The 12,637-nt window shown below is 59.0% G+C and carries 15 protein-coding genes and 1 tRNA gene; 9 read left to right on the plus strand and 7 right to left on the minus strand.

What is annotated here, in order from left to right:
• The first annotated feature begins 9 nt into the window (after positions 1 to 9).
• The 4 genes from DBR00_RS11600 (at position 10) to DBR00_RS11615 (ending at position 3,779) form a co-directional block, all read left to right on the plus strand.
• Positions 10 to 192: a hypothetical protein gene (locus DBR00_RS11600; protein WP_108486490.1), complete on the plus strand. Its 183-nt coding sequence runs from the start codon at positions 10 to 12 to the stop codon at positions 190 to 192.
• 11 nt (positions 193 to 203) lie between these two features.
• Positions 204 to 1,184, plus strand: a complete 981-nt coding sequence (locus tag DBR00_RS21275; protein ID WP_108486491.1) for a DNA translocase FtsK — start codon at positions 204 to 206, stop codon at positions 1,182 to 1,184.
• Positions 1,185 to 1,258: 74 nt separating this feature from the next.
• Positions 1,259 to 1,867 carry a 3'-5' exonuclease gene (locus DBR00_RS11610; RefSeq protein ID WP_108486492.1) on the plus strand — a complete coding sequence of 203 codons (609 nt, stop codon included), beginning with the start codon at positions 1,259 to 1,261 and terminating at the stop codon, positions 1,865 to 1,867.
• 97 nt (positions 1,868 to 1,964) lie between these two features.
• Positions 1,965 to 3,779: a DNA cytosine methyltransferase gene (locus DBR00_RS11615; protein ID WP_108486493.1), complete on the plus strand. Its 1,815-nt coding sequence runs from the start codon at positions 1,965 to 1,967 to the stop codon at positions 3,777 to 3,779.
• 73 nt (positions 3,780 to 3,852) lie between these two features.
• Here DBR00_RS11615 and DBR00_RS11620 read toward each other — a convergent pair whose 3' ends face one another.
• Positions 3,853 to 4,326 carry a hypothetical protein gene (locus DBR00_RS11620; protein ID WP_146180691.1) on the minus strand — a complete coding sequence of 158 codons (474 nt, stop codon included), beginning with the start codon at positions 4,324 to 4,326 and terminating at the stop codon, positions 3,853 to 3,855.
• Positions 4,327 to 4,717: 391 nt separating this feature from the next.
• On the opposite strand from DBR00_RS11620, the gene DBR00_RS11625 reads away from it, so the two are divergent.
• The 3 genes from DBR00_RS11625 to DBR00_RS11635 all read left to right on the plus strand — a co-directional run bounded on the left by DBR00_RS11625 (position 4,718) and on the right by DBR00_RS11635 (position 6,530).
• Positions 4,718 to 4,999, plus strand: a complete 282-nt coding sequence (locus DBR00_RS11625; RefSeq protein WP_108486495.1) for a hypothetical protein — start codon at positions 4,718 to 4,720, stop codon at positions 4,997 to 4,999.
• A 65-nt stretch (positions 5,000 to 5,064) separates the two neighbouring features.
• The gene (gene xisR / locus DBR00_RS11630; RefSeq protein WP_108486496.1) at positions 5,065 to 5,280 is read left to right on the plus strand and encodes an excisionase family protein; all 216 of its coding nucleotides are present in this window, start codon (positions 5,065 to 5,067) and stop codon (positions 5,278 to 5,280) included.
• Positions 5,277 to 6,530 carry an Arm DNA-binding domain-containing protein gene (locus tag DBR00_RS11635; protein WP_108486497.1) on the plus strand — a complete coding sequence of 418 codons (1,254 nt, stop codon included), beginning with the start codon at positions 5,277 to 5,279 and terminating at the stop codon, positions 6,528 to 6,530. The genes xisR and DBR00_RS11635 overlap by 4 nt, the downstream gene beginning before the upstream one ends.
• A gap of 109 nt (positions 6,531 to 6,639) precedes the next feature.
• Here the strand turns inward: DBR00_RS11635 and DBR00_RS11640 are convergent.
• The 4 genes from DBR00_RS11640 to dapA form a co-directional block, all read right to left on the minus strand.
• Positions 6,640 to 6,729, minus strand: a tRNA-Ser gene (locus tag DBR00_RS11640).
• A 195-nt stretch (positions 6,730 to 6,924) separates the two neighbouring features.
• On the minus strand, positions 6,925 to 7,794 hold the full coding sequence (locus tag DBR00_RS11645; RefSeq protein ID WP_108486498.1) for a phosphoribosylaminoimidazolesuccinocarboxamide synthase: 870 nt from the start codon (positions 7,792 to 7,794) through the stop codon (positions 6,925 to 6,927).
• An 87-nt stretch (positions 7,795 to 7,881) separates the two neighbouring features.
• Complete coding sequence (bamC, locus tag DBR00_RS11650) at positions 7,882 to 9,000, minus strand: outer membrane protein assembly factor BamC (protein ID WP_108486499.1); 1,119 nt, start codon at positions 8,998 to 9,000, stop codon at positions 7,882 to 7,884.
• Positions 9,001 to 9,017: 17 nt separating this feature from the next.
• On the minus strand, positions 9,018 to 9,896 hold the full coding sequence (gene dapA, locus DBR00_RS11655) for a 4-hydroxy-tetrahydrodipicolinate synthase (protein WP_108486500.1): 879 nt from the start codon (positions 9,894 to 9,896) through the stop codon (positions 9,018 to 9,020).
• Between the two features lie 226 nt (positions 9,897 to 10,122).
• Here dapA and DBR00_RS11660 point away from each other — a divergent pair, with 226 nt between their 5' ends.
• Both DBR00_RS11660 and DBR00_RS11665 read left to right on the plus strand, forming a co-directional pair.
• The gene (locus DBR00_RS11660) at positions 10,123 to 10,680 is read left to right on the plus strand and encodes a glycine cleavage system protein R (RefSeq protein WP_108486501.1); all 558 of its coding nucleotides are present in this window, start codon (positions 10,123 to 10,125) and stop codon (positions 10,678 to 10,680) included.
• Positions 10,681 to 10,694: 14 nt separating this feature from the next.
• A complete protein-coding gene (locus DBR00_RS11665) occupies positions 10,695 to 11,168 on the plus strand; it encodes a peroxiredoxin (protein ID WP_108486575.1) in 474 nt (157 codons plus the stop codon).
• A 53-nt stretch (positions 11,169 to 11,221) separates the two neighbouring features.
• Here DBR00_RS11665 and DBR00_RS11670 read toward each other — a convergent pair whose 3' ends face one another.
• Together DBR00_RS11670 and DBR00_RS11675 are read right to left on the minus strand one after the other, a co-directional pair.
• Positions 11,222 to 12,286, minus strand: coding sequence for an AI-2E family transporter (locus DBR00_RS11670; protein ID WP_108486502.1), 1,065 nt, complete (start codon positions 12,284 to 12,286; stop codon positions 11,222 to 11,224).
• Between the two features lie 32 nt (positions 12,287 to 12,318).
• Positions 12,319 to 12,570: a sulfurtransferase TusA family protein gene (locus DBR00_RS11675; protein WP_108486503.1), complete on the minus strand. Its 252-nt coding sequence runs from the start codon at positions 12,568 to 12,570 to the stop codon at positions 12,319 to 12,321.
• Positions 12,571 to 12,637: the final 67 nt, after the last annotated feature.

Consider the following 12,637-nt stretch of genomic DNA (forward strand, 5'->3'; position numbering starts at 1 on the left):
CGGTGTTCCATGGCTATCGGCGCTCGCCAGGCATTTGTCCGCACCCTGGTCTGCGCCGAGCTAAATGCCAGCAACGACCAGGAATTCAAATTTACCAACAGCATCCGCGAACGCTTCGAGCGTGCCGGCGAGCCACCAAAACTCAGCCGGCATGAGAAGCGCGCGCTTTACCGCCTTGCCACCCACGATTAGGAAGACCCCCGATGAAAATCGAACATCGCGATGCAATAGAACGCGCCCGCCTGCACGGCGTGGAACCCATGGTGCTAGCTCACCAACTGATGGTGCACGACCTAGTAGAGGCGGCGCTTTTCGAGCTGCGCAACATCAAGACCCCGTTCAGCAAGTTGAACGAGGAAAACCAGCAGGAAGTGATTGACCGCATCACCGAGCAGGCAAACGAAGTGGTGCACACCGCCATCGGCATCATCAGCTCGCGCAGCGTCGACACCATCCCAATCAAGATTGCCGACTCGAAATTCAAGGAAAAGAGCATCACCGTCACCGGCTCGGTGGATGCCCAAGACCCGAACCGTCATGGCCTGATTGATCTGTCCGGCAAGCTGGCCTTGCTGGTGTTGGCACCGAACGACTACGCGGAAGGCGTCGACGGCATCCGGGGGGAGCGTGATCAGCGCGAGCTGCCGCTGTCTGCCGCCGAGCTGGCCGCAGGCATGGGCCTGGACCGTGAACCGGAAGAAGGCACCTGGGGAACAGCTGCTGACCCGCTCTACCAGGAAGCGGTCGCCTTCGTGATCGAGAGCCAGCGCGCCAGCATTTCCGCTGTGCAACGCAAACTCAAGATCGGCTACAACCGCGCCGCCCGCCTGATCGAGGCGCTTGAGGAAGGCGGCATTGTCACTGCGATGAACAGCAACGGCTCGCGTGACGTGTTGGTGCAGACGCCTCCTAGCGTTGTAGTGGACGAAGAACAGCCGCAATCTGCGCCAACTAGTCCACTGTCCGGAGAAGCATTTGGCGGCCACACCATCGACGACATAACCGTCATGGTGCTGCGCAAGGACAGCATCGATCTGCCCTGGCTGCAGTCGCGCTTTGCCCTGGACAGCGATCAGGTCAACAGCGTGGCCATCCAGCTGCTTGATGCCAACGTGATTGCCCTTGAAACCGAGGGCGACACACCAGACCAGAACGTCTACCGCGTCACCGCTGCCAGCCAGTAAGCAACCGGCTGACGAGTAACCAACTTCCAAGGCCGCGTAAAGCGGCCTTTCTTTTGCCCCACCAGGTACACACCATGTCCGAACTTATTTGCGTATTCGATACAGAGACAACTGGCCTTCCAAACTTCAAAGACCGCAGCGACCACCCCGATCAGCCGCATATCGTCGACATTTGCGCCCAGCTCTACACGCCTGAGGGCGAACTGTTGGACAGCTTTGAAGCGCTGGTGCGCCCTGATGGCTGGGTGATCCCTGAGGAAGTGGCCGCCATCCATGGCATCACCACTGAAATGGCACTAGCCGAAGGCATACCGGAAGCGGAGGCGCTGCTGGGGTTCCTGGCCATCTGGCGTCAAGCAGGCCTGCGTGTTGCGCACAACGTGTCGTTCGATGACCGCATTCTGCGCATCGGCTTGATGCGCTTCTTCGGCGAAGAGATTGCCGACGACTTCAAGGCCGGTCCCAACTACTGCACATGCCAGACCAGCAAGAACCTGGTGAAGTGCCCGCCCACTGAAAAGATGATCCGCGCAGGCTTCGGCAACCAGTACAAGGTGCCGACCGTGGCCGAGGCCCTGTTGCACTTCACTGGCGAAGAGCTGGTAGGTGGCCACCGCGCCCGTCCCGACACCGAAGCATGCGCCCGCATCTACTTCGCGATGAACCCCGCCGCTGCAGCCTGACCAATAGCGCCCCGCCCGGGGCGCTAATTCCCGCCGATACCGGAAAGCGCCTTGCACCAGGGCGATTTCCCGTGCCTGCAATCCAAGGAATCAACCAATGACTTCACTGAAAAAGCCTGCACCTTTTGACTTCCATACCCAGTACGGCCTGGCGCTGGACGAGATCGACGACGAGATCAACGTTGACCTGTTCGCCGGCGGCGGCGGTGCCAGTACCGGGCTTGAGATGGGCCTGGGGCGGCCAGTGCATATCGCCATCAACCACAACCCTGCGGCCATCAGCATGCATGAAGCCAACCACCCGGGCGCACTGCACCTGCAGACGGACGTGTGGGCAGTTGACCCTGTTCAGGTGCTGGCCGGTCGGCGCATTGGCTGGTTCCACGCATCGCCGGATTGCACTCACCACAGCCAGGCGGCCGGCGGGCAACCGCGCAAGAAGGAAGTGCGCGACCTGTCCTGGGTGGTGGTCAAGTGGGCTGGCATCGGGCAGCCGCGCATCATCAGCCTGGAGAACGTGAAGCAGATCCGCCAGTGGGGCCCGCTTATCGCCAAGCGCTGCAAGAAGACTGGCCGCGTGATGAAGTTGGACGGCACTGTTGCAGCACCAGGTGAACGCACCCCACGCGGTGAGCAGTTCTTGGTGCCTGACCCTAAACGTAAAGGCACTACCTGGCTCAAGTTCCTCGGCTGCCTACGGGCGTTGGGCTATACCGTTGAGCACAACATCATCAAGGCATGCGACTTCGGAGCTCCAACTAGCCGCGAACGCCTGTTCCTGGTGGCGCGGCGTGACGGCAAGCCAATTGTATGGCCAAAGCCAACCCATGCCGCTAAGCCAGGCAAGGGCCAGAAGCCCTACCGCACGGCAGCTGAGTGCATTGATTTCAGCCTGCCGAGCCAGAGCATCTTCGACCGCAAGAAGCCGCTGGCAGATGCAACAGAGCGCCGCATCGCAAAGGGCATCAAGCGCGAGGTGCTGCAGAAGGCCAAGCCTTTTATCGTGCCAATCGCCAACTGGTCACGCGATGCCATGCATCCAGTGGATCAACCGCTGAACACTGTCACAGCCTGGCCGCGCGGTGGATCGTTTGCACTGGCCTCGCCAACGCTGGTTGGCGTTGGTGGACGGGCCGGGCAAACCGAGCCGCGCAGCGCAGACAGCCCCATGTACACGATCACCAGCAAAGGCGACGCGGCTGTTGCCACCTGCTTTCTTGAGCAAGCCAATGGCGGCTTCAACACCATGCTGTCACGCGGCATGGACCAGACAGTCTCAACGGTGACGAACAGCGGCAGTCAGCAGCGGCTAGTGACTGCCAACCTTGTGCACCTGCGCGGCAACTGTGATGTACGCGATGTAGAAGACCCACTGCACACTGTTAGCGCAGGTGGCACGCACCACGCACTGGCAACGGCCTTCCTGTCTCGGCAGTTTGGTGCAAGCGTAGGCCAGGGCCTGGACGAACCTTCGCCGACGATCACCGCCGGCGGTGGCGGAAAGTCGGCGCTGGTTGAGCTGAAGCTTTCGCCGGATGCTGAAGAGGGTGCGCTGCGCTGTGCAGCCTTCCTGATGAAGTACCACGGCATCGGCGAGAACGTGATCGGCATGGATGAGCCAGTCAGCACCGTGACCACCAAGGACCGGCTGGCCCTGGTCACAGTCTGGATCGGTGGCGACCCCTACGTCATTGTGGATATCTGCCTGCGGATGCTACAGCCGCATGAGCTGTACGCCGCGCAGGGCTTCCCGCCCAGCTACATCATCACCCGCGGGCACGATGGTCGGAAGTTCACGAAGTCGGAGCAGGTGTTCATGTGCGGCAACAGCGTCAGCCCACCGCCAATGGCTGCAATCGCAGCAGCCAACGACACCTGGTCACCGCAACCACGCCAAGCGCTGGCCGCATAAACCACCACCCTACCCGCCCACTCCCTGCCTGATGCTCGGGCGGGAGGGTGGCAGGGGCATTTTAGACGGCAAGCTAAGGCGTCGCGCGGTCATTGAAGATTGCTTGCATTTTCTCGCACCAGAGCCGGCGCTTTTCGGGATCTTCCTCAGCAAAGGACTCAAGATCGCCCAACACTTCTTCGATCCTGCTTCTTGCTGGGCTTTGACCTTGCGCTAAAAAACTACTTCCGGCTGTTATGTAAGCCGCTTCGGTTATTAGCTTGGTTACAGAGCGAAGGTTGTCGCGTATCTGCTCTGCCTCTTCCTTTGCATCCCTGGCCGACTGAACGTCGCGCTTAATTGATGCGACCCCAATCGAAAGCTCTGAAATGCTTTCAGGGCCAACGATTAATAAAACTGAAACCACAAGCCAAATTGCAGTAGTCGCAGCAAATTCCGGCAAGGCAACGCACCCAAAAAAAAGCGCAATTGGCATACCAGCGCCTGCGGCAAATAAAAATGCATAGCCAAGGCTTCTAGAAACAAGCGTCCAAAATGTCTGCCTCATAAGCAATCCCTTAATCCGGCCCCATGCCGGGCCTGAACAAATACCCCACTTCCAACTTTCACGCCACTGGCGAGGGATAAGTCATGCCTGCAGTCCGACATAACCGTAAGCCAAAGCCACCACCAGCTGCCAAGTTTGCCGTTGTTCTCAACCCCGGCACCCTGTTTGAACAGGTCGATGTTTACTGCGGAACACTTCAAAGCGCAGAAGCGTGGGCGAGAGAAACCAGAGAGCCAGGCCTTGAAGTTGACGTGATGAAAGTAATGCCAAACGGCTCACTGACCACGGAGTTTTGATGCATCAGCCCCGCCCCACCTTCTGCCGCACCACCCTCAAGCCTGTCATCGAATGCCGCTGCTTGCGGTGCAGGACCATCACGCCGGAGTAACCCATGAACTGCACAGCTTTCAAACCCGCAGAACGCAAACAACTGCGCAACATGGCCAAAGACTTGGTGCGCAAGCCAACCAGCGAGCCAATCAACAAGGTGATGTTCAACGAGGGCAAGCGCGATGCCGTGGATATCGTCAACGCCTGCAAGTCCCTGCTGCGTTCGCCGGTAGGCCGTGAATCGTTGATCAACAAACTGCGGGCAGCCAGCAAAGGCCGCCCGCTAAGCATCGTAAAAGGCTTCGACCACATCATCACCATGATCGAAAACGCCCCGCTCTAACCCGCCAGCAACCAACCACCGCCAACTAATCACAGCGCCGGCCATTCCGGCGCGGAGGAATCCCCATGGCTGCCGCCGAAAAGCTTCAACCACTGATCAACCCGGCCGACTGGTTCCGGGGCAACCTCTTACCAGCTGTGTTCGGCATCACCAGTGAAGCCGCACGCAAGTACCGCGAGCGCGGTGTATGGCTGGAAGGAAAGCACTACCGTAAAGACCCCATGGGGCAGTATGTCTACAGCCGACCTGCAATTACTGATTGGATGGGGGGCAAGCCTTGAGCAAGGACAAGCTGCCGCGAGGGGTTGAAAGCCTCCCTCGCGGCGTTGAAATCAACGGTAATCAGCTGCGCATATCGTTCTATCTGCATGGCCAGCGCTGCCGCGAGCCAATTCCAGGCGTGTCGAACATCACCAAGGCATCGATTGCCTATGCGGACAACAAGCGCCGCACGATCCTTGCCGAAATCAAGGAAGGTCGATTCGACTACGCGCAGCATTTCCCTGAGTCGGCCCGCTCGGCGATGTTCTCCGGCGTGGGTGGACCCGACACCAAGCGCACTGTGGCGGATGGTGTGAAGCGCTGGCTTGAGGTGCAGCGAGCAAAGAAGGCGAAGAGCACCTACGACAACTACGCCAGCAAGGCAAAGCACGTCATAGAGTGGGCTGGACCTCGCCGCATCGTCGACACAGGCAAGACCGATCTGGAGCTATTCCAGGCCAAGCTGCTTAAGGCAGGGTTCGCGCCAAAGACTGTGAACGACATTTTCACCGTAGTGCGCGGCGTGTGGGGTGATGCTTTTCAAGACGGGATACTGCGCACCAACCCACTTGATCGCGTAAGCAACATTGAGCGCGACAGTGATGCAGAGTTCGCCAACCCGTTCAGCCGTGATGAAATCGACCTCATAGCCGCTGGTGATCCTGGGCGCATGGCTGATGTGCGCATGATCCTGTTCAACTGCTGGGCAGGCCTTTCGCTGTCGGAAATCATCGCACTGGCAGTAGAGGACGTTGATGTTGCAGCGGGTGGCGTGCACGTGCGTCGCGCCCGCGTTGGTGCTGAGTACAAGGTGCCAAAGGAGCGGTCACGCATTCGCTTCGTCGAACTGATAGCACCGGCCATGGGCCTGCTGCGGCAGATCCTGGTGGACGCCGAGTCATACCCGGCAGCAACCATCGAAATCATTCAGCGTGACAACGTGAGCCGCAAGAAAGAGCGGGTAACCCTGCTGTTTCGCAATGCTGTAAGCGGAGTTGCATGGAGTGGGCAGAACGTCAGCGAGTGGTTTACCGCTCACTTGAAGCGCAGCGGCGTACCCCACCGAGGGCCAAACCAGTGTCGGCACACCTTTGCCAGCCAGGCAATTTCGAGCTACGTGCCGCTGGAATGGGTGGCGCGGCAGCTTGGGCATGCCGACACGACAATGGTGAAGAAGCACTATGCGCGATGGATACCCACCAACACGAAGAGCATGGCCGGCATCGTTTCAGAAATGATGGGGTTTGCTGCGGACTCTGGCGGTCAATAACGGACTGCAAAACGCTGATTTGGTCCGAATTTAGTCCTAATCTTTACGCCAGAAATGAAAAAGCCCCTGAAATGTCTAATCATTTCAAGGGCTTAAGCGTGTTTCGATATGGCGGGAAGATAGGGATTTGAACCCTAGGTACCATCGCTGATACAACGGATTTCGAATCCGTCCCGTTCGGCCACTCCGGCATCTTCCCGTGGCGGCGCGCATGATAACAGCTGAAGTGCGTTTGGCGAACCCCAGTTTTGAAATTTTTCACATACTTTCAGATGCTTGCGATCAAAGGCGATGACCAGCGGCACATTCTGGCGGGTGGAGGCTAAACAATCGCCCACAAAAAGGGGCGCCGTAGCACCCCTCTGTATCGCGCTTACGCGCGCATTGCTGCGACTTAGACGGTCAGGCGCGTCAGGGCTTCGCGGTATTTGTCGGCGGTTTTCTGCGCGACGTCGGCAGGCACTGCTGGTGCTGGTGGTTCTTTGTTCCAGCCGGTGGATTCCAGCCAGTCACGCACAAACTGTTTGTCGAAGCTTGGCGGATTCTTGCCTTCTGCATAGCTGTCTGCCGGCCAGAAACGGCTGGAGTCTGGCGTCAGGGCTTCGTCCATCAGAGTTAGGGTGCCGTCTTCGTCCAGGCCGAATTCGAACTTGGTGTCGGCGATGATGATGCCGCGCGTGGCTGCGTATTCAACCGCTGCGCTGTACAGGGCAATCGAGGTGTCGCGCACTTTGGCGGCCAGCTCGGCGCCGATGATCGCTTCGCATTGCTCGAAACTGATGTTCTCGTCGTGGTCGCCCACGGCGGCCTTGGTGGAGGGGGTGAAGATCGGCTGCGGCAGTTTGGCCGCTTCTTTGAGGCCCGCAGGCAGTTGAATGCCGCAGACGGTGCCGCTCTTTTGATATTCCTTCCAACCGGAGCCAACGATGTAGCCACGAACGATGGCCTCTACCGCGACCGGCTTAAGACGCTTGGCGACGACTGCGCGGCCTTCCACCAGAGGCAGTTCGGCGGCGGGGACGATGTCTTCAACCTTGTCGCCGGTGAAGTGGTTGGGCACCAAATCCTTGAGTTTGTCGAACCAGAAGTTGGAGATGGCGGTGAGGATCTTGCCCTTTTCCGGAATCGGCTCGCTGAGGATCACGTCGAATGCCGAAAGGCGGTCGGTGGCGACCATCAGCATGCGTTTGTCGTCGATCTCGTAAAGATCACGGACTTTGCCCGAATAGATTTTCTTCAGGCTCAGGGTAGTGGCTGTGCTCATGTCGGAATTTCCGCCTTTGGTAAACAAAACAGGCGAAACCCGCCGGGTTTCGCCTATTGGTAGTGCCGGTGCAGCAGTTGCCTGCTGTCAGCCAAGGTTTTCCTGGATCAGGTCCAGCACCTTGCGCGCCACGTCGGCGGGAGCAATGGTGTTGAGGTCTTTTTCCACGGTGACCTGCACGCTGTCGCCAACAGCAGTCAGGCGTACCTGATAGCGCTCGGCACGGGCGTCGATCTCTTCCTTGCTCGGCGCGCTGCCAAACACGCTACCGAAGAAGCCAGGCTTGTCGTCCGGCTTCTGCGCACGCTCGGCCAGGTTGATGTAGTACACACCCAGGCTGCGGTTGATGTCGTCGATACGGACATCCGCCATTTCCAGTGAGCGCCCAACGCCGGACCAGGCGCGGTCGAAATCAGCACCCAGGCTCAACACCGGGTTGCCGTTGCCGTCTTCAGACAAGCTAACGCGGTTCGGTGCGTCGTAATCACGAGCAGCCAGCAAGGAGACCGAACCACCCTGCTCGGCGCTGCGCGCCAGGGTCACGAGCATTTCATCGAGCAGCGCGGCATCCAGGCTTGGGTTGCTGCTGCGGTTGGTGAACGCGACATCGGCAGTGCTGCCAGCTGGACGCTCGGCGCTGACCACGAAGATTTCGCTGGTATTGCGCTGCACACCCGGTTCGATACGCACCCGCACACGGGTTTCGGCATCCGGATTTACGCCAGATACACGGCTGCTCAGACGACGCGCCATGGATTCGGACAGTGCATCAAAACGCTGCCAAGCGGTGCTGAACTCGCCAGTCTGCGGACGCTCTTCTGCAATCTGGAAGCCGTTGTCAGCAAAGAACTGACGCGCCACAGGCCAGACTTCGGCCGGTACGCGCTGCGCCACAACCCAGCGCGACTCGCCGCTCTTCTGCAGACTGAACTCGCTGGCATCACCGGTCACAGCCAGGGCTTGCGGGCGCGGCACGATAAATTCGCCGGTATCGGTGGTGGTGGCAACCTGCTGCGGCACGGGCAACAGTGGGTCGATACGCTTGGCGTCGACGTTTGGCGGCATTTGCATCGTGGCCGTCTGACGGGCTTCGAGGTAGTCGCTACCACGGTCACGGAAATAGCCGTTTTCGCCATAGATCCAGCCGCAACCACTGGTACCAGCGATGATCAGGGCCAGGGTGGAGAGTCCGGTGAGTCGCTTCATGCGCAGTAATTCCTCAATTAAACCAATACGCCGGACTGGCGCAGGGCCTGACGCAGCGGTTCATGACAACGTGGGCTGAGCCAGGTCAGTGGCAGACGAATACCGTCTGGCATCAAACCCATTTCATGCAGAGCCCATTTCACCGGAATCGGGTTGGATTCGATAAACAGCGCCTTGTGCAGCGGCATCAGACGATCATTGATGGCGCGCGCGATGGCGGCTTCACCACGCATGGCTGCGGCGCACAGATCACTCATCGCACGCGGGGCGACGTTGGCGGTTACCGAGATATTGCCCTTGCCGCCCATCAGCATCAGTTCAACGGCAGTGGCGTCGTCACCGGAATAGACCAGGAAATCCTTGCTCACACGATCCAGTACTTCCTGGCCGCGTTGCAGGTCGCCAGTGGCTTCCTTGATACCGATGATGTTGTCGATCTTGGCCAGACGCTCAACCGTCTCCGGCAGCATGTCGCAGACGGTACGGCCTGGCACGTTGTAGAGAATCTGTGGGATGGCCACCGACTCGGCGATGTGGCGGAAGTGCAGGTACAGGCCTTCCTGGGTCGGCTTGTTGTAATACGGGGTCACCAGCAGGCAGGCATCGGCACCAACCTCTTTGGCAGCGCGGGTCAGTTCGACCGACTCGCGGGTGGAGTTGCCACCAGTACCGGCGATAACGGGGATGCGCCCGGCAACCTGATCGACCACGCGCCGGATCACTTCTACGTGTTCACCCACGTCAAGCGTGGCGGACTCACCCGTGGTGCCGACCGCGACGATGGCGTTGGTGCCCTCTTGCAGGTGGAAATCCACCAGTTTGCTCAGGCCGTCCCAATCAAGACCGCCTTGCGCATCCATGGGCGTAACCAGTGCCACCATACTGCCCGCAATCATGCAACCGCTCCTGCCGGAAAAAGAGAGCCGTAATGGTACTGGGGCCACCTGCCTTGCACAAGCGAAGTCCCGAGGCAACGCGTATACAATCTTTATCAGACAAACGCGGCAGATTCCTCATCACCAAGCCCCGCCGGCATTCCCCTTAGCGGTGCTTTTCGCTACCCTTCCGGCTTTGATCGACACTGTGCAAGCAGGTCGACCGCTTATCGTTTAGGAAGGCTGCATGTCCACCCCCCCAGTTCGCGAACAATTTCTGCTTATCAGCGCCCTTGGCCCCAATGCCATGGAGCTGACCAATGTGCTCTGCCGTACCAGTCACGAGAACCGTTGCGCCGTGGTCAGCACTCGCCTGAGCCGACACGGCGAGTACAGCGCGTTGGTCTTGCAGATATCCGGCAGCTGGGACGCACTGGCGCGCCTGGAATCGAGCCTGCCGGCACTGGCCAAGAAACACAGCTTCTCGGTCAACGTGATCCGCAGTTCCGCCTCGGATAGCCGCCCGCAGGCTCTGCCCTATGTGGCGTATGTCAGCTCGGCCTACCGTCCGGACATTCTCAACGAACTGTGCCAGTTCTTTATCGACCACCACGTCGAACTGGAGAACCTTACCTGTGACACCTACCTGGCCCCACAGACCGGCGGCACCATGCTCAACGCTACCCTGACTGTGACCCTGCCAGCCGGGACGCAGATCAGCTGGTTGCGCGATCAGTTTCTCGACTTCGCCGATGCGCTGAACCTCGATGCGTTGATTGAGCCCTGGCGTCCACAGAACCCATAAAGGAGCAGTAGATGATGGCTGTTGCACTCGACACCCCGGTTGCAGATTTCCAGGCAGAAGCCACCAGCGGTCAGACCGTCCAACTGTCCGCACTCAAAGGCCAGCAAGTGGTGATCTACTTCTACCCGAAGGACAGCACGCCAGGCTGCACCACCGAAGGTCAGGGATTTCGTGACCACTACCCGGCGTTTCAGGCTGCCAACACCCTGGTGTTTGGTGTATCCAGAGACAGCCTTAAGTCCCATGAGAACTTCAAGTGCAAACAGGCGTTTCCCTTCGAGCTGATCTCCGACAAGGACGAGGCCGTGTGCCAACTGTTCGATGTGATCAAACTGAAGAAGCTCTATGGCAAGGAGTACCTGGGCGTTGACCGCAGCACCTTCCTGATCGACAAAGACGGCGTATTGCGTCAGGAATGGCGAGCCGTCAAAGTGCCCGGCCATGTAGAGGCCGTGCTGGCCGCTGCCCAGGCACTGCACAAGGCCTGACAGTCACCAAACTAAAAAGCCGGTCACTCGACCGGCTTTTTTCTGCCTGCAATTTACGCAGCCTCAAGTGGCTCGCTGCGCGGCCAGGCATCGATCACCGCTTTAAACAGCGTGGCCAACGGAATGGCAAAGAACACGCCCCAACCCCCCCACATGCCGCCAAACAGCAACACGGCACAGATGATCGCCACCGGGTGCAGGTTGACCGCCTCGGAAAACAGCAACGGCACCAATACATTGCCATCCAGCGCCTGGATAATCCCGTAGACCACCATCAGGTAGATAAACTGGTCGCCAAAGCCCCACTGGAAGAGCCCGATCAGCGCCACCGGCACAGTGACCACCACAGCGCCGATATATGGCACTACCACCGACAGACCGACCAACAAGGCCAGCAGCGCGGCGTAGTTAAGCCCCAAGTAGGCAAACGCGATGTAGGTGACCACGCCACAGATAATGATTTCGATCACCTTGCCACGAATATAGTTGGCAATCTGCTGGTTCATCTCCTCTGCCACTTGAGTGATCAACGCACGTTCACGCGGCAGATAACCACGAAACCACGCACTGATCAGCTCGCGATCCTTGAGGAAGAAGAACACCAGAATCGGCACCAGCACGAGGTAGATCATGATGCTGACCAGCATCGGCAAGCTCGATAAGGAAAACGACAGTGCCCACTGGCCAAACTTGCCAACCTCACCCCGCACGCCCTCAATTAACTGCAACACCTGCACATCAGTAATCAGCGTCGGGTAACGCTCCGGCAGCAACAGAAACAGCGACTGCCACTCGCCAAGCATGCGCGGCAGCTCATTGAACAAAGTGCTCAACTGCTGCCAAAGCAGTGGCATCAACACCAACAGAAACAGCCCTAGCATGCTTAAAAACAGAGTAAACACCAGCCACACCGCCACCACTTGCGGCAAACGCAGACGCTCAAAGGCATTCACCAACCCCTGCATCAGAAATGCCAACACCAAGCCGGTCAGCACTGGTGCCAGCATGCCGCCCAGGGTCAAAATCGCGGCAAACCCCACCACCAGCAGAAGGCCCAGCACCAAGGCTTGCTCATCGGAGAAATAGCGATGCAACCAATTCTGTAACACTTTGAACATCGTTATTCCTCAACCAAGCATTCGAGCAGGAGCTACGCCTTGCGTAGCCAATAGCGATACACCCCCCCATCAACCTCTTCATGCAACAGACTATGCCCCGCCAGGCTGGCGAAGGCACGAAAATCCCGCTGCGAGCCGGCATCAGTGGCTTCGACCTTGAGCACCGCGCCACTGGCCAGGCGATTGAGCTCCAGCTTGGCCTTGAGCAGAGGCAGCGGACAGTTAAGCCCGCAGGCATCCAGATGCGCATCGAAATCTTCGGCGCGCCATTGCATATCAGTCATTTATTCACTCCAAGAGGGCCGCAAGGATAACCAAGGCCGCACAACCCTGGCCAGCACCGTGGCCTGG

The sequence above is a fragment of the Pseudomonas sp. HMWF032 genome (genome assembly GCF_003060885.1).
In the GTDB taxonomy this organism is placed as follows: Bacteria; Pseudomonadota; Gammaproteobacteria; order Pseudomonadales; family Pseudomonadaceae; genus Aquipseudomonas.